The organism is Arthrobacter sp. Bi26 (assembly GCF_918697925.1).
In the GTDB taxonomy this organism is placed as follows: Bacteria; Actinomycetota; Actinomycetes; order Actinomycetales; family Micrococcaceae; genus Arthrobacter.
Window position 1 is genome coordinate 1 of sequence record NZ_CAKKMF010000020.1, and the last position, 16,862, is coordinate 16,862.

11 protein-coding genes are annotated in these 16,862 nt (G+C 67.6%); 8 read left to right on the top strand and 3 right to left on the bottom strand.

What is annotated here, in order from left to right; genetic code table 11:
• Together LQV16_RS07285 and LQV16_RS07290 are read left to right on the top strand one after the other, a co-directional pair.
• On the top strand, positions 1–1,357 hold a 1,357-nt coding region (locus tag LQV16_RS07285), incomplete at its 5' end, for a DUF4192 family protein (RefSeq protein WP_229993243.1).
• Positions 1,358–1,640: 283 nt separating this feature from the next.
• Entirely contained in the window at positions 1,641–2,978 is a 1,338-nt protein-coding gene (locus tag LQV16_RS07290) for an RNA polymerase sigma factor (RefSeq protein WP_229993244.1), read from the top strand.
• A 272-nt stretch (positions 2,979–3,250) separates the two neighbouring features.
• Here LQV16_RS07290 and LQV16_RS07295 read toward each other — a convergent pair whose 3' ends face one another.
• Complete coding sequence (locus tag LQV16_RS07295; RefSeq protein WP_026266251.1) at positions 3,251–3,472, bottom strand: hypothetical protein; 222 nt, start codon at positions 3,470–3,472, stop codon at positions 3,251–3,253.
• Positions 3,473–3,723: 251 nt separating this feature from the next.
• On the opposite strand from LQV16_RS07295, the gene LQV16_RS07300 reads away from it, so the two are divergent.
• Both LQV16_RS07300 and LQV16_RS07305 read left to right on the top strand, forming a co-directional pair.
• Positions 3,724–5,832 (top strand): DNA topoisomerase IV subunit B, encoded by a 2,109-nt coding sequence (locus LQV16_RS07300; RefSeq protein WP_229993245.1) that lies wholly within the window; start codon positions 3,724–3,726, stop codon positions 5,830–5,832.
• Positions 5,833–6,003: 171 nt separating this feature from the next.
• Positions 6,004–7,530: a M20/M25/M40 family metallo-hydrolase gene (locus LQV16_RS07305; RefSeq protein ID WP_229993246.1), complete on the top strand. Its 1,527-nt coding sequence runs from the start codon at positions 6,004–6,006 to the stop codon at positions 7,528–7,530.
• Between the two features lie 117 nt (positions 7,531–7,647).
• On the opposite strand, the gene LQV16_RS07310 is transcribed toward LQV16_RS07305, so the two are convergent.
• Together LQV16_RS07310 and LQV16_RS07315 are read right to left on the bottom strand one after the other, a co-directional pair.
• Complete coding sequence (locus tag LQV16_RS07310; RefSeq protein ID WP_229993247.1) at positions 7,648–8,637, bottom strand: M56 family metallopeptidase; 990 nt, start codon at positions 8,635–8,637, stop codon at positions 7,648–7,650.
• Between the two features lie 6 nt (positions 8,638–8,643).
• Positions 8,644–9,030 carry a BlaI/MecI/CopY family transcriptional regulator gene (locus tag LQV16_RS07315; protein WP_229993248.1) on the bottom strand — a complete coding sequence of 129 codons (387 nt, stop codon included), beginning with the start codon at positions 9,028–9,030 and terminating at the stop codon, positions 8,644–8,646.
• A gap of 320 nt (positions 9,031–9,350) precedes the next feature.
• Here LQV16_RS07315 and LQV16_RS07320 point away from each other — a divergent pair, with 320 nt between their 5' ends.
• The 4 genes from LQV16_RS07320 to LQV16_RS07335 all read left to right on the top strand — a co-directional run bounded on the left by LQV16_RS07320 (position 9,351) and on the right by LQV16_RS07335 (position 16,775).
• The gene (locus tag LQV16_RS07320) at positions 9,351–10,946 is read left to right on the top strand and encodes a cytochrome ubiquinol oxidase subunit I (protein WP_229993249.1); all 1,596 of its coding nucleotides are present in this window, start codon (positions 9,351–9,353) and stop codon (positions 10,944–10,946) included.
• A 62-nt stretch (positions 10,947–11,008) separates the two neighbouring features.
• Positions 11,009–12,058 (top strand): cytochrome d ubiquinol oxidase subunit II, encoded by a 1,050-nt coding sequence (cydB, locus tag LQV16_RS07325; RefSeq protein ID WP_229993250.1) that lies wholly within the window; start codon positions 11,009–11,011, stop codon positions 12,056–12,058.
• A 7-nt stretch (positions 12,059–12,065) separates the two neighbouring features.
• Positions 12,066–15,701 carry a thiol reductant ABC exporter subunit CydD gene (gene cydD / locus LQV16_RS07330; protein ID WP_229993251.1) on the top strand — a complete coding sequence of 1,212 codons (3,636 nt, stop codon included), beginning with the start codon at positions 12,066–12,068 and terminating at the stop codon, positions 15,699–15,701.
• A 21-nt stretch (positions 15,702–15,722) separates the two neighbouring features.
• Complete coding sequence (locus tag LQV16_RS07335) at positions 15,723–16,775, top strand: GNAT family N-acetyltransferase (RefSeq protein ID WP_229993252.1); 1,053 nt, start codon at positions 15,723–15,725, stop codon at positions 16,773–16,775.
• Positions 16,776–16,862: the final 87 nt, after the last annotated feature.

A 16,862-nucleotide genomic window follows, 5' to 3' on the forward strand; every position in this document is an offset into this window, starting at 1 on the left:
GCGCGGGAGCGCCGTCCCCAAACGACGCTCCGGCTCGGGCCGGAGGGATATGTTGGCAGAATTCGCACGAAATGTCGTGGCCTACCTGCAGGCGGATGACGCAGCTGACGGTTCGCTGCTTGCCCTTTTCACTGACACCGATGCGAACACTCCCGGCAAAAGCAGTGCGTGGGCGGGCCTGCTCAAGGAGCTCGAGCTGGCCCTCGAGGCAGCCGGCCTGCCTTTGCGGGACGCCTGGATTATCGGTGCTGAGTTCTGGCGCAACGCGTACTGCGATGATCCGGAGTGCTGCGGGACGCCCGGCCGGCCGGTCGAGCAGATCAAGAACAGCCGGCTCAACGCCGAGATGGTTTACCGCGGCAGCAGCGTCGGAGCCGTCCCCGGCGCGCAAGGGACTCACCCGGCGCCGCTGCCTGTGGACCCCGCGGTGCGCGCGGCCGAGTGCGGCTGGGCGGAACAATTCTCCCCGCGGCGGCGGGACCGGACACAATTTGATCAGGTGCTCGATGTTTGGACGATGGCCATGCAGGCCGGCACTGTCCGCGAGAATCCCCCCGGCCCGGCGCAGAGCCCCCTGGCCCCTGGGGCCGCCATCCCCGACGCCGGGACGCCCGACGCAGGGAGTCACCCCGCCGGGAATCTTGATCCCACCAACTTCGATCCCAGGACCGCGGCTCAGCCACTTCAGCTCTCACCCGAACTGGCGGGCTACCTGCGGGCCAGCCTGTGCATTCCGTCATGGCGGGACGCCGTGCTCGTCATGGCGGCGGCCGGACGGTCCGCAGCCGAATGCGGCGCTGAGGACTTCGGCATGTTCGACGCGGAGGCCGGGTCCGACGCCTTCCCCCGATCCACGTTCGGCTCACGGCTCGGACCGACGCCTAGTCCTCTGTCAGGGCCCGTGTCGGACCGCATGCCCGATCGCACTTCCGACCCCGCCTCCCGTTCCATGTCCGTTCCGGGGTCACCGCTGCCGGAGGCGTCTGCCACCGGCGGGCCCACTACTGGCACGGTTCCGGTTGCCGAGGCGGTCCCGGGTTACGGGGAAGTCCTGCTCGGACTGGCGCCATCAGTCCCGGATTGGACCCTGATGGTCGGGCTCGAGCGGGTCCTGGAGCGGCTCGGCGGTTTGGGTGACGGGGAGTCAACTGCAGCTGCCGTGACGGCACGGGGTTGGATCGAATGGTGCCGTGGCCGCGGCTCCTACGCCGACGCCTTGTACAAGCAGGCCCTGCAGGAGCACCCGGGATACAGGCTCGCGGAACTGCTGGCGGAGCTTGGCCGGCGCGGCACCCTGTGCGGCTGGGCGGCCAGGCGTGAGGCCGCCTGGCAGAAATTTGCGCCCGACGCGGCATGAGCAACTGACGCGGCCGGGAAGCCGCCGCAAAATTGTGGACCCGGTGTCCCGAAGGCACTCAGCGTGAAAACCGTGAGACAATGGTTGCCGAGACCCGGTTGGGTCCGTGTATCAAGTGCTCTAAATGTTCCTTGGAAACAGGGAACATTTAGGCCATCCCAGCAGTTCTACTAAGTGGCTCTGCTGGTCGTGGTTTGCACCTGGTGTTGAACACGGACTTGACAGGGTCATAGTGGTGTTGCCCGTATGGTGATTCCGCAGACCGCAGCTAGAAAGGTTTTCAGTGACCCCGTCTTCCGCGAAGAAGGAACCCGCCGACCAGGCCGAATTGTCCCCTGAGGAGAAGAAGGCGGCGACCAACGCCAAGCGCGCCGCCACCCGTGCAGCCAACAAGGCTGTCAAGGACGCCGCTTCCGCAGAGGGTGGCGACACCGTTACCGGGGTCGCCAAGCCTGAGCCCAAGAAGCGCGGGCCCAAGCCCGGCGCTAAAGCCGCGGCAGAAGCCGCCGGCAACTCAGCCAGTGCGTCCGACGACGACGTCGACGCCGAAGAGGATCTCGACGACATCACGCCCGACGCCGCCGAGCTCGGCGAAGAAGTAGAAGGCGAAGAAGTCGCCGGCAAGGCCGCGGCCGCCACCGGCTCCGGCTTCGTGTACTCCGACGCCGACGACGATGACGCCCCCGTGCAGCAGGTCATGTCGGCCGGCGCCACCGCCGACCCCGTCAAGGACTACCTGAAGCAGATCGGCAAGGTCGCCCTGCTGAACGCCGAGCAGGAAGTGGACCTGGCCCTGCGGATCGAGGCCGGACTCTTCGCCGAGGAGAAGATCGCCGCCGACGACGGCACCATGGATCCGAAGCTCAAGCGTGAGCTTGAGTTCGTCATCCACGACGGCAAGCGTGCCAAGAACCACCTGCTTGAGGCCAACCTCCGGCTCGTCGTCTCCCTGGCCAAGCGTTACACCGGCCGCGGCATGCTGTTCCTGGACCTGATCCAGGAAGGCAACCTGGGCCTGATCCGTGCGGTCGAGAAGTTCGACTACACCAAGGGCTTCAAGTTCTCCACGTACGCCACCTGGTGGATCCGCCAGGCCATCACCCGCGCCATGGCCGACCAGGCCCGCACCATCCGCATCCCGGTGCACATGGTGGAAGTCATCAACAAGCTGGCCCGCGTACAGCGGCAGATGCTGCAGGACCTCGGCCGCGAACCCACACCGGAGGAGCTGGCCCTCGAGCTGGACATGACTCCGGAAAAGGTCGTGGAGGTCCAGAAGTACGGCCGCGAGCCCATCTCGCTGCACACCCCCCTGGGCGAGGACGGCGACTCCGAGTTCGGCGACCTCATCGAGGATTCCGAAGCCGTGGTTCCCGCGGATGCCGTGAGCTTTACCCTGCTGCAGGAACAGCTGCACTCGGTGCTGGACACGTTGTCCGAGCGTGAAGCCGGTGTGGTCGCGATGCGCTTCGGCCTCACCGACGGTCAGCCGAAGACTTTAGACGAAATCGGCAAGGTCTACGGCGTGACGCGCGAGCGCATCCGCCAGATCGAATCCAAGACCATGTCCAAGCTGCGGCACCCGTCGCGCTCACAGGTCCTGCGCGACTACCTGGACTAAGCGCCCACTGGCCACAGGCCAGGCGAAGTTCACACCAACGCGGGGTCACATCCCGCCCGTCCTCATCGGAGGAACGGGCCGGACGTGGCCCCGCGTTGCTGTTGATGCAGCCAAGTAGGTCGCTGTTGATGCCGCCACGTTGCTTGGTGAGCGTAGCCCACGGGAAAACGTCACTTAACGAATCAGGGCCCCTCCGGTATGGAGGGGCCCTGATTCAGTGTCTCAGGTCGCCCGGAACCCTGTGGGGCGCCGAAACGAAACCGGTGTGCGGTCTAGTCGACCGGAACCGGGGCCTTCTGGTGAAGGCGGTCAGTCTCGTCATGCCAGTCTGAGCTGAGCGGCTTGAGTGTCGGCTCTACGGCGCGTGCGTGGTGGCCGCAGAAAAGAAGCTCACCGCCGGAGGCACCGAGAACAACTCGGACATATGCCTGTGCTCCGCAACGATCGCACCGGTCTGCGGCGGTCAGTGTGCGGTCCGCAACTGCTGTTGTCATGTTCGGCCTCCTTAGTAGATCGGTATACCTATATAACCAGCATTCGTGGCCAAACCATGGCACGGATGGCCTTCTTTCGCTGTCCGCGTATCACGTCTCAGTAACGGCGAGTGGGCGGAGAGCGCCTGCGGGGAGTGGCAAACCGTCGATGACCCGGAGTCCGACTAATCTAGGAAGAGCGTCAAATTCTGTGACTGCCCACCTTTGCACGCTGCAGGGGCGGTCCCGATCCTGTAAGGAGTTCACGACCCGTGGCACCCAGTTCTGATTACACCGCCCGGCACCTCTCCGTGCTGGAGGGCCTCGAGGCCGTCCGTAAGCGCCCGGGTATGTACATCGGCTCCACGGACTCCCGCGGACTCATGCACTGCCTCTGGGAAATCATCGACAACTCCGTCGACGAGGCCTTGGCCGGCTTCGGCCACGACATCAAGATCATCCTCCATGCGGATAACTCGGTGGAGATCCACGACGACGGCCGTGGCGTTCCGGTGGACGTCGAACCGAAAACCGGGCTGACCGGCGTCGAGGTGGTATTCACCAAACTGCACGCCGGCGGAAAGTTTGGCGGCGGCTCCTACACCGCTTCCGGCGGTCTGCACGGCGTTGGCGCTTCCGTGGTCAACGCGCTCTCGGCCCGCCTCGACGTCGAAGTGGACCGCGGCGGCAAGACGTACAAGATGTCCTTCCGCCGCGGGGAGCCTGGCCGGTTCAAGGATCCGGGCACGAAGCCGGACCCCGCGACCCTCTTCGAACCCTTCATTGACGGCTCCGTGCTGGATGTCGTGGGGAAGGCCAAGCGCGGTGTGACCGGAACCCGGATCCGCTACTGGGCGGACCGCCAGATCTTCACGCCCGACGCCAAATTCTCCTACGATGACCTCGCCGCACGTGCCCGCCAGACCTCGTTCCTGGTCCCCGGACTGAAGCTCACGGTCCGGGATGAACGCCGGGTTGCCGGCACGCCCGGCGAATCCGGCCCGCACGAGGAGGTCTTCCACCACGACGGCGGCATCTCCGAGTTTGTCGACTTCCTCGCCGCCGACCCGGCCGTCACGGACATCTGGCGCCTCCACGGTGCCGGGAAATTCAAGGAAACCGTCCCCGTCCTCGACGAAAAGGGCCACAGCCAGCTCGCGGAGGTCGAACGCGACTGCGAGGTCGACGTCGCGCTGCGCTGGGGCATCGGCTACGACAGCACGGTCCGCACCTTCGTCAACATCATTTCCACGCCGAAGGGCGGTACCCACCAGTCCGGCTTCGAGCAGGCCCTGCTCAAGACGTTCCGCAAGGCCGTGGAGACCAATGCCCGCAAGCTCAAGGCCGGCAACGACAAGATCGAAAAAGACGACATCTTCGCCGGCCTGACCGCAGTCCTGACCGTCCGGCTGGCCGAACCTCAGTTCGAGGGCCAGACCAAGGAAATCCTGGGCACGTCCGCCGTGCGGGCCATCGTGGCCAAGGTGGTGGAACAGGAGATCAGCGCCAAGCTGACGTCCGCGAACCGCAACGACAAGGCCCAGTCCGCGCTGCTGCTGGAAAAGATCGTCAGCGAGATGAAGTCCCGCATCTCCGCGCGGGTCCACAAGGAAACCCAGCGCCGGAAGAATGCACTGGAAACCTCATCCATGCCCACCAAGCTCGCCGACTGCCGCACGGACGACGTCGGACGCTCCGAACTGTTCATCGTCGAAGGTGACTCCGCACTCGGCACCGCCAAGCTGGCGAGGTCCTCCGACTTCCAGGCGCTCCTGCCGATCCGCGGCAAAATCCTCAACGTCCAGAAGGCCTCTGTGGGGGACATGCTCTCCAATGCAGAGTGCGCGGCCCTGATCCAGGTGGTGGGAGCCGGCTCGGGCCGGACGTTCGACATCAGCGCCGCCCGGTACGGCAAGGTGATCCTGATGACCGACGCCGACGTCGACGGCGCCCACATCCGGACCCTGCTCCTGACGCTCTTCTTCCGCTACATGCGCCCGATGATCGACGAGGGCCGAGTCTTCGCCGCCGTCCCGCCGCTGCACCGGGTGGAGGTGGTCAACGCCGGCCAGAAGGCCAACGAGATGATCTACACCTACTCCGAGGCCGAGCTCCATGTCCTGCTGGCGCGGCTCGCAAAAGAGGGCAAGCGCTACAAGGAGCCGATCCAGCGCTACAAGGGTCTGGGTGAGATGGACGCCGAGCAGCTGGCCGAAACCACCATGGACCCCCGTCACCGGACTCTCCGCAAGGTCGGGATCGAGAACGCCAAGCAGGCCGAAGAGACGTTCGACCTCCTTATGGGCTCGGACGTGGCGCCCCGCAAGGACTTCATCATTGCAGGCGCCGCAAACCTGGACCGGGAGCGCATCGACGCCTGATGTCCCGCCGGCGGGTACGGGCCGTGCGACAGAGATCCCTCCCGTCGCGGCTGCCCCGCCGGCACCTGGCTCGCCCAACCTTTGCCCAAGGTGCTTCCGATAGCTTCATCTCACCGATGCGGGCAAAGGACGCCCGGATTCGGATTCCGCAGCCGAATCCAGGAGACCCCTATGAAGCAACGCCGGAATATCCGCCGCGCGGCCATCGCCGCCTCGATCGGATTGGCGGCCAGCCTTGCGCCGCCCGCACTCGCTGACAACGGAACAAACACGGCATCCCTGCGTGCCGCCGTGTCGGCGAAGAACATCATGAAGCATCTCGCATCGCTCCAGGCGGTCGCGGACGCCAACGGCGGCACCCGCGCTGCCAGCACTCCCGGCTATGAAGCCTCCGCCCGGTACATCGAGCGGAAGTTGCGGGCCGCCGGCTACACCCCGGTCCGCCAAACTTTCCCCTACGACCGCTATGACACGGTCTCGGCCTCCATGGAGCGGCTATCGCCATCCCCAAGAAGCTACACCTATGACGCCCCGGACGGCTTCCTCGATATGGTCTACTCCGGTTCCGGCGACGTCACTGCCCCGCTGGCCGCCGTCGACATCAACCTGGCCGGTGACCGGGCCTCCACCAGCGGCTGCGAGGCAGCTGACTTCGGCGCGTTCACACCGGGCAGCATCGCCCTGATCCAGCGCGGCACGTGCACCTTCCGGATCAAAGCGGACAACGCCGCCGCGGCCGGAGCAGCCGGCGTCATCATCTTCAACCAGGGCAATGACGACCCGGGCGACGAGCGCTTTGCCTTGTTCGGCGGCACGCTGGACGCGCCTCAGGCCAGTCTCCCTGTGGTCAGCACCAGCTTCGCGACCGGCGCCGAACTCGCCGGGCTGACAGGCGTCAGCATGCACCTCTCCGTGAACGCCACCGTCACCGCACTGACGTCCTTCAACATCCTGGCCGACACCGGCGGACGTGCGGACCGCACCGTCCTGGTGGGGGCGCATCTCGATTCCGTGCCTGAGGGGCCCGGCATCAACGACAACGGCACCGGGACCGCCTCCATCCTGGAGACGGCGATCCAGTTGAAGGCGTCCCGCCAGACCCCGGTCAACAGGGTCCGCTTCGCCTTCTGGGGAGGAGAGGAGCCCGGACTCATCGGCTCGGACTACTACGCTTCCCAGCTGACGGCGAGCCAGATAAAGACTCACGCGGTCAACCTCAACTTCGATATGGTCGGCTCGCCGAACTTTGTCCGGTACGTCTACGACGGCGACGGTTCCTCCTTCGGCACGAAGGGCCCCAACGGCTCCGGGCTCGTCGAGAAGGTCTTCGTGGACTACTTCAAGTCCCAGAACCTGCCCACCGCGCCGACGGAGTTTGACGGGCGCTCGGACTACTCCGGGTTCATCAACAACGGGATTCCTGCGGGCGGCCTGTTCACGGGCGCGGAAGGCATCAAGACCGTGGAGGAGGCGGCGGTGTTCGGCGGGACAGCGAATGTTGCGCATGACTCCTGCTACCACCAGGCCTGCGACACGATCGGCAACGTCAACACCACCGTGCTGGAGCAAATGGCCGACGCGATCGCCCACTCCACACTGACCTTCGCCATGACCACCTCGGCGGTCAATGGATCCGCCAAGGGCAACGGCTCCGGGAACGTCGACCTCCAGTTCAAGGCCAGCAAGCTGCTGAAATAACAGCGCAGGCCGCCAAGCCGGGCCGCTTCGCCGGCCGCTAAGCCGGGCCGCTTCGCCGTTCTTCTGGCGGGGCGGCCCGGCGTTTGAGCGCGATGATCAGATTGGCTGGGGCCGGCCCTAGCCGAGCAGGCCGGGGACCAGCAGCAGGGCCGTCGGCACGGCCAGCAGCAGCACACAGCAGGCCAGGACGACGGCGCGCAGCGGTTCCGACAGCGGCGGCCGGGGCGAGAGCAGGCGGCTGACCCGGGACGCCGTCGTACCGGCCGAGCCAGTGCCTCCAGTGGCGCCGGGCTGGCTGGAGTCGACGTCGGACAGGCCGGGCTCGCCGAACGCCAAGCGTGCCGCGGGGGTGGCCGGTGAACCGCTGGCCACAATGGCAATCGCCTTGATGAGGGTCGCCTTGCTCTCTGTCTTGAGCGCGACGTCGTCGGCCAGCATTTCGATCAGGGAGTTGACCGATTCCTGCGCCAGCCGGGTGGTGGGGAGCCATGGCAGGGCCTGGCGCCACGCGGCGAAGGCCCACAGCAGGAGGTGGTGGCGCTGGCTCAGGTGCGCGTTCTCGTGAATCAGCACGGCACGCAGCTCATCGGGCTCCAGGGCGGCCATGAGCCCGTCGGAGAGAACAGTCACGGACCGTGCGCCGCCGGGCAGGCAGTACGCCACGGGGGAGTCCACGTTCAGGACCATGGTCCCCGGGCCGTCAGAGGACGGTGAGGCCAGAAGGTCCAGCAGTTCGCGGTGGCGCCGGCGCTGTCGCTGGATCTTGTAGTAGGTCAGCAGCAGGGTGAAAACAAGGTGCGCCGTCAGTAGGGCCGCGGCCGAGAGCGCAAAAATGTGCCAGAAGCCCAGATCGGTAGTGGGGGCATTGTTGAAGACCATCCCCGCCAGGGCCCGCAGGCCGGAGAGCAGGCTATCCCCGATCGGCTCGAGCCCGTAGACCAGCATGGCACCGATCATGGACAGGCCACCGGCCAGGGCGATCGCCTGCCACAGCAGCATCGCCGTGAAAGGGGAGCGGGCCGGCCACTGGGCACGGGAGAGGAGGATAGGCACCGGCCACGCCAATGCTATCGCCAGGACCGCCAGAAAATATGAGGTCCAGAACATCGGGCGCTAGTTGCGGCCCAATAGCTTGCGCAGGGTTTCTGCTTCGTTGTCCGTGACGGAACCAATGAACCGGGCAAGGACGGCCTCGCGGTCCGGGGCCGAGCCGAGGACCTCGTGCATGAGCTCCGCGGTGTGGTCCGCGCGGCTCGAGACAGCCTGGTAGCGGTGCGGGCGGGTGCCGCGTTCGCGTTCAACAAGGCCCTTGCGCTCGAGGCGGGAGAGCACGGTCAGCACCGTGGTGACCGCGAGGTCCTTGCCCACGTGTCCGGCCGTGCCGTCCTGGGGGTGAGTGCTCTGCGCGAGGAGGTCCCGCAACGTGTTGGCCGTCGCAGCTTCTTGGCCTGCCCAGAGCAGGTCCATCACTGCCCGTTCCAGTTCACCGAGACTTGCCATTGCGTACATCCTTCTATGACTGCAGCACCGGCGTCGTGCTGGGAAAATGCTGGTGCCTGCCGGTGCGCTATATGTGAATACTTCAGTTACAAATTTAGCGTGTTTTGCGCATTCTTTCTACATGAAGTAGAACACGGCCGTTCGGCGTGTCGGACGGCCGGTCTGGAGCGCCGGGACGGCGCCAGTCCGACCATTGCAGGCCGTGACGCGCCGTGGGAGTCTGAGTTACGGGGAAGCGCCGTTGTGTTCTACACTCTGTAGAAGACTTACTTCTACGCCGCGTAGAAGTTGCTCGGACCTAGCCAAAAGTAGGGACTGCCTTGGACGCCTTGGAAATCGCACGCTGGCAATTCGGAATCACCACGGTCTACCACTTCATGATGGTGCCGCTCACGATCGGCCTCGGGCTGGTGGTGGCTGTGATCCAGACGCTCTGGTACCGCACCGGCAAGCCGGAATATCTGCGCATGACGAAGTTCTGGGGCAAGCTCTTCCTGATCAACTTCATCATGGGCGTCGCCACCGGAATCGTGCAGGAATTCCAGTTCGGCATGGCCTGGAGCGAGTACAGCCGCTTTGTCGGTGACGTGTTCGGCGCCCCGCTGGCCATGGAAGCGCTCCTGGCCTTCTTCGTCGAGTCAACGTTCCTGGGCCTGTGGATCTTCGGCTGGAAACAACTCAAACCCGGCGTCCACCTGGCCTGCCTCTGGGTTGCCGTGATTGGCTCCGTGTTCTCGGCCTACTTCATCATCGTGGCCAACAGCTGGATGCAGCACCCCGTCGGCGTCGAAATGGTCAACGGCCGGCCCGTCATGACCGACGCGTGGGCCGTCTTCACCAACAACACCGCCCTCGTGGCCGTGCCGCACACCCTGTTCGGCGCCCTCGCCGTCGCCGGAGGCTTCCTCCTCGGGATCGCCTGGTACCACCTGTGGCGCCGCCGCCACGACGGCATCGACACGATCGGGGCCGATGGCAAGGTGATTCCCGGCGAGGCCGCCGGCATCCTCGGTCGGGACCGCGCAGACCACACCGTCTGGATCCGCTCGCTGCGGATCGGCGCCGTCGTCGCCATGATTTCCTTCGCTGGCACCGCCGTCACCGGGGACCTCCAGGGCAAGCTCATGTTCGAGCAGCAGCCCATGAAGATGGCCGCCGCCGAGGCAGCCTGCCACGACGGCACCGGCTTCTCGGTCCTCAGCGTCGGCAACGTCGGCGCCAAGAACTGCGACGACATCGTGGCCGTGATCGAGGTCCCCGGCATCCTGTCCTTCCTGGCCAAGGGCGACTTCACCACGGAGGTCAAGGGCGTCAACAGCCTCCTGGATGAGTACCAGGCCAAGTACGGCACCACTTTGCCGGACAACCCCATCTACGGGGACCGCGCCGGCCAGCAAATCCAGTACGTGCCCGTCATGGAGGTCACCTACTGGGGCTTCCGGATGATGATCGGCTTCGGTGGCGTGGCCGCCCTCGCCGCCCTGGTGGCCCTGTGGGCCACGCGCAAGGGAACCGTGCCGGCCTCCCGCGGACTCATGCGCCTGGCGGTGTTCGGCATCCTCGCACCCTTCGGTGCCAACGCCGCGGGCTGGATCTTCACCGAGATGGGCCGCCAGCCGTTCGTCGTCGCCCCGAACCCGGACCCCAGCGGAATCGATCAGGTCTTCATGTTCACCGCCGCGGCCGTCTCACCGGGAGTCTCGGCCGGCGAGATCCTGACCTCCCTCGTGGTGCTGACCAGCATTTATGCAGTGCTACTGGTGGTGGAGGTCAAGCTCCTGGTCAAGTACATCCGCGGCGGCGTGGCCTCGGCCATGCCGGAACTCGCACATGCCCCCGTTGACGAAAACGAGGACGGCACCCCCCGGGGCGGTCCAGGCAAGCCCGACGACGACGTCCTGGCTTTCGCCTACTAGGCGCCCGCCCAGCAACCCACCTACCCAGCAACCCCACACAAAAAGCGCAGAGGATTCTCAGCATGGAACTGCTACCCACCATCTGGTTCGTCGCCATCGCGGTGCTGTGGACGGGCTATCTCTTTCTCGAGGGCTTCGACCTTGGCGTCGGGATGCTGATGAAGGTATTCGCCCGGAACAACACGGAGCGTCGCGTCCTGATCAACACGATCGGCCCGGTCTGGGACGGCAACGAGGTCTGGCTCCTGACCGCCGGCGGTGCCACCTTCGCGGCCTTCCCGCTGTGGTACGCCTCGCTGTTCTCCGCACTGTACCTGCCGCTGCTGCTGGTCCTCGTGGCGCTCATCTTCCGTGCAGTCGCTTTCGAATACCGCGGCAAAGTGGACAACCCCCGGTGGCGCGCCCGCTGGGACTGGGCCATCGCGGCAGGATCGTTCGTCGCTGCCTTCGGCGTCGGCGCCGCACTGGCCCTGACCACCACGGGACTGCCGCTGGATGCCAACGGTGACCGCGAGGGCGGCCCGTTCGCCTGGTTCAGCGGCTACGCCGTGCTCGGCGGGTTCGCCGTCGTCGGGTTCTCCCTCCTGCACGGGCTCGGGTTCCTGGCGCTGAAGACCGACGGCGAGGTCCGCCACCGGGCGCGGGCATGGTTCGTCCGGTTGCTGCCCGTGCTGCTGCTGCCTATCGCCGGCTGGGCCGTGAGCCTCCAACTTCTCAGCGGCGAGGCCTGGACCATCGCTGCCGTCGTCGCCGCCGTGGTCGCGGCAGTCCTGGCGTGGAATTTTGCCCGGAAGGATGCCGAAGGCCGTGCCTTCTTGTCGCTGGGGGCATTCCTCCTGCTTGGCAGCGCATCCATCTTCGGTGCCGCCTTCCCCGTGGTGCTCCCGTCCACCCTGGATCCCGCGTTCAACCTGACAGTCTCCAACGCCTCGTCCTCGGACTACACCCTGGGCCTGATGGGCATTGTGGCCTGCATCGGGCTGCCGCTGGTCCTGGCGTACCAGGCCTGGACGTACTGGGTGTTCCGGCGCCGGGTCAGCGCGGCGCACATCCCCGAGGCCCACAGCTTCCTTCCCGCGATCGCCGCCAAAGCCCTGGCACCGAAGGACTAACTCGCTGATGAGACCGTTCCCCGCCGGCCCTGCGACCCGTTCCGCCCTCTACCTGCTGGGACTGCTGGCCGCCCTGAAGGCGCTGTCCCTTGTGCTGATGGCCCAGGCCGTGGCATCGATGCTCGCCGGGCTCGCGGCGCATGACCCCGCCTGGGCCGACCAGCTGGTTCTGGGGGCCGCCGGAGCCGTGCTGCGCTCACTGACCGTGTGGGCGCAGTCGGTGGCCTCGCGCCGGGCGGCACTCGGGGTAAAGGAGGAGCTGCGCTCTCAGCTGCTGGAGCAGGCGCTCAGGAACGGAACGCGGGCGTCCGGGCCCGCCGACGGCGGCCTCGCCGTGCTGGCCACCCGTGGGCTGGATGCCCTGGATAACTACTACACCCAGTTCCTGCCCGCGTTGGTCAACTGCGCGGCCATCCCGCTGCTGCTGGGGGCCCGCATCCTGTTCGCCGACTGGATCAGCGCCGTGGTGATCGTGCTGACGGTGCCGCTGGTGCCGCTGTTCATGGTGCTGATCGGGCGGTACACAGAGGAACGCGTCAGGGAAGCCCAGTCCGCACTGGCGCGGCTCTCCGGCCACATGCTCGAACTCGCCAAAGGCCTGCCCGTCCTGGTGGGCCTGGGCCGGGCCGCCGCCCAGCGCCAGGCACTGGAGGACATGTCCGAGGAATACCGCTCCCGGACCATGGGGACTTTGCGCACGGCCTTTCTTTCCGCCCTGGCCCTTGAGCTCATATCAACCATTTCCGTGGCGGTGGTCGCTGTGTTCATCGGCGTCCGCCTGGTTCACGGCGACATGGCGCTGGAGGCAGGGCTGCTTGCCCTCATCCTGGCCCCCGACTGCTACCTGCCGCTCCGGGAGCTTGGCACCGCACACCACGCCAGCGACGAAGGCCGGGCAGCGCTCGCCGAAACCACTGCGGTCCTTTCAGTGCCGGAAACCGCGCCACTGGTTCCGGCGCCCGACGCCGGATTTGCCGCTGGACCGCCCTCCATCACCGTGGACGGGCTGAGCGTTCGGTTCGGCGGCCGCAGGGATGCCGCCGTCGGTCCGCTGAGCTTCACCGCCCCTGCCGGCCGGATTACGGCACTCGACGGGGCCAGCGGTGCGGGCAAGAGCACCGTGCTCGGAGTCCTCGCGGGGACCGTCGGGACGGGCTCGGGGACCGTCGTATCGGGACGCCTCGGAGGATTCACGACGGCGGATCTCGCCTGGGTGCCCCAGCACCCCGTCATGGTGGCCTCCACGGTGCTGGACGAGATCCGCCTGTATCTCGGTGTTCCCGCCAACGGACCCGACGCCGCCGCGGCCAGCGCTGCCACCGGCGATTCGGCCAGCGCGGAAAACGATGCGGCAGCGCAGCGGTGCCTCGCGGCCGTGGGCGCGGAACACCTGGCCGCCAAGCACCCGGCCGAGCTGAGCCCGGGGGAGCTGCGGCGGGTGGCGCTGGCCCGCGGGCTGGCACGGATCGAGGCCGGCGCCAGCGTACTGCTCCTGGATGAACCCACCGCCCATCTGGACCGGGAATCGGCCACAAAGGTCAATCGGACCCTCGCCGGGCTCCGGGGACAGGTCACTGTGCTGCTCGTCGCGCACGACCGGCAGACCCGGGAGCTTGCCGACATGCTCGTCGCGGTGGCTCCGCACGGCTCCGGGCGCCACGGAGTCGAATATCCGTCCATCGCCACGCCTTTGCCGGCATCAATCGATGCGGACGTCCAGGCCGCGGCCATCCGGCCGCCTTCCGCCGCGGCTGCCGCGACGCCGAGTCCGAGCCGGGGCGCAACGCCGAGCGCAACGCCTGGCGGCCCTGAAGCTGGCGCCGCGCCTGCCGTGGCCGTCGGCTCTGTCGGCTCATTCGGCTCGGTCGGCCCGGCCGGCTCAGTCACCTCCCAGTTGCGTCGCCTGCTGGCCCCGGTAACGGGCCGGTTTGCCGCCGCCGGAGCCGTAGGCACTCTGGCGGCCTTGTTCGCGGTCGCCCTCGCCGGGCTCTCCGGCTGGCTCATCATCCGCGCCAGCGAGCAGCCCCCCATCCTGTACCTGCTCACCGCGATCGTCGGCGTGCGGTTCTTCGGCGTCGGCCGGGCGGGCCTGCGGTACGCCGAACGGCTGCTGCTGCATGACGCCGTGTTCGCCGCCCTGACCCGGCTCCGGGGCCGGCTGTGGGAGTCGCTGAGCCGGCGGGCACTGTCCCTCCGCCGGTTGCTGCAGGGTGGCAACGTCCTGGGCACGGTGGTGGACGACGTCGACACTGTCCGCGAGCTCCTGCCGCGCGTCGTGCTGCCGCCCGTGACTGCCATGGCTGTTGCCGTGGCCGCAGTGTGCGGGATCGGGTTGCTGCTTCCCGCGGCGCTGCCCGCCGTGGTTGTGGCAGCGCTGCTGAGCATCGTCGTTGCCCCGGCACTGGCGTTGGCCGCCGACCGCATGTCTGCCGGCACCGAACAAAAACTCCGCTCCGGCGTGCTCCGTCACGTGGCAGCCGCCCTGGACGCCCGCGCAGAACTGAATGCGAACGGCGTGAGCGCCCCCGTGCTTGGTGCGATAGGCCGGGCGGACCGGGCCGCGACGGCTGCTTCACAGCGGTCGGCGTGGGCGGAAGGGCTCGGCCAGGCCCTGACCGTCCTGGCCTGCGCCGGAGCCGCCCTGGCCAGTGCCGTGCTGGCCGCCCCGCTCGCTCTGAGCGGCGCGGTCGAAGCGGAGACGGTCGCCGTCGTGGTCCTGGTGCAGCTTGCCCTGGTGGACCCCTACGCGGCCATCACCACGGCCGTGCGGCAATACCCGGCGCTGCGCGCCGTAATGCGGCGGATCAGCGAGGCAGGTGTCCTGGAGCCGGGGGCCAATGGTGAACCGGAGGGCGACGACGCCGCAACGGGCGGCCTGGTGCACGTGCCTTCGCGACCCGGCGGCGGGCCCGGGATCGAACTTGTGGACCTCGCAGCCGCGTGGCCTGGCAGCGGCAACGTCTTTACCGGACTCACTGCCGAGGCCGGCCCAGGGCGCTGGCTGGCCGTCACCGGCGCCTCCGGCTCCGGCAAATCGACCCTGCTGGCAGCGATCCTGGGTTTCCTGCCGGCGGCCGGCGGCCACCTGTACCTGAGCGGGCGCGCCGCCTGGTGCCCGCAGGAGGCGCACCTTTTCGACTCGACCATCCGGGGCAACCTTCAACTCGCGCGGCCTGAGCCCGCTCGCGCCGGCACGGACAGCGCCACGGGTGCGGCCGGGGATGCCGCGGCGGGCGGAACGTCCGCGGCCGCCGGAGGCGACGAGCAGATGCGCGCTGCCCTCGACGCCGTCGGACTTGGTCCGGTGCTGGCCCGGCTTGAGGACGGACTGGACACCCGGATCGGCCCGGGCGGGGCGTTCCTCAGCGGCGGGGAGCGTACCCGTCTGGCCGTTGCGCGCACGCTCATGACCGGGGCCGATATCATCTTGCTCGATGAACCGACCGCACACCTCGATGCGGAATCAGGCAGGCTCATGCTCGCCGAATTGCGGAACGGGCTGCGCGACCGGACCGTTGTCCTTGTCACCCACAACCCGAACGATATCGACCCCGCTGACACCAGACTCGACCTCGACGCCGCGGCTGCCGCGGCCGCCGCGGGCGACGGTCCGGCGCCGGCGGCTGTGCTGGCGCGGGGGTAGCCGGCCGATTAGCCTGTTGCCATGAACCAAAACGGCGAGCTCCTGCCCCGGCCCGCACTCGATCCCCGGCTGTCCTGGCGGGCGGCGGAGCACGGCGACCTCGACTCGTGGGCCAGGCTGATCGCCCGGACCGCCGCCGTCGAGCAGCCCGTCTGGTTTGAACGCCGGGCGGATCTGGAACAGATCCTGGAGTCGAAGAACAACCCGGTGGCGGCAAACACCCTCCTCGGCTTCGATCCGGACGGTGTTGCCCGGGCATATGGCCGGATCACCAAGAACCGCGACGGTGACAAGGCGAACGGCTCCGGCTGCGTTGACCCTGAGTGGCAGGGGAGCGGGATCGGCACCGGACTGCTGGGCTGGATGGAACAGCGGACCAGGGACCGCTTCGCCGAGGACGCGCGCGCGGCGGGGACTGCCGACGAGGACGGGGACGCACGGAGCGCGGTCCCGCGCCCGAGGCTGCGGCTCTACATGGAGCAGCAGCACCAACACCAGGCCGCCTTGTTCGCCGGTTCCGGCTACGGCATTGTCCGCTATTACAACGAGATGCACCGGCCGCTGACCCAGACTGTGCCTGAGGCCATCCTGGACCCGGCACTGGAGCTCGTGACGTTTGGACCGGCGCTGCATGAGCCGGTGCGGCTGGCGCACAACGCGGCATTTCGGGACCACTGGGGCAGCGAGCCCCGCGACGAGGAGGCCTGGGGCTTTGTGGTGAACGATCCGCAGGCCCGGCCGGACTTGAGCGGCGTCGTACTGGACCGTTCCACCGGGATTGTGGCCGGCTACCAGCTGGCCACCCACGACGCCGAGGCCGCCCTGACCCGGGGGTTCCGCGAGGGATACACCGAGCTCCTCGGAGTCCGGCGGGAATTCCGGGGCCGGGGCATCGCGCAGGTGCTCCTGGCCGATGCCATGCGCCGCTTCGCCGCCGCGGGGATGGACGTGGCTTCGCTGGACGTCGATTCGGAGAACCCCACCGGAGCCCTCGCGCTCTACGTCAAGATGGGCTATGTGGCGGTCAACCGAAGCATGGCTTGGGACAAGGATCTCCAGCGGTCGGCGCCTTAGGGAATGCTCTAGGGGACAGCTTTATCTAGGGGACCGCAGACTTGCCGTGTGGGTGCCAGCCGGCCGGCGTGCTGGCCGTGTTTCGCG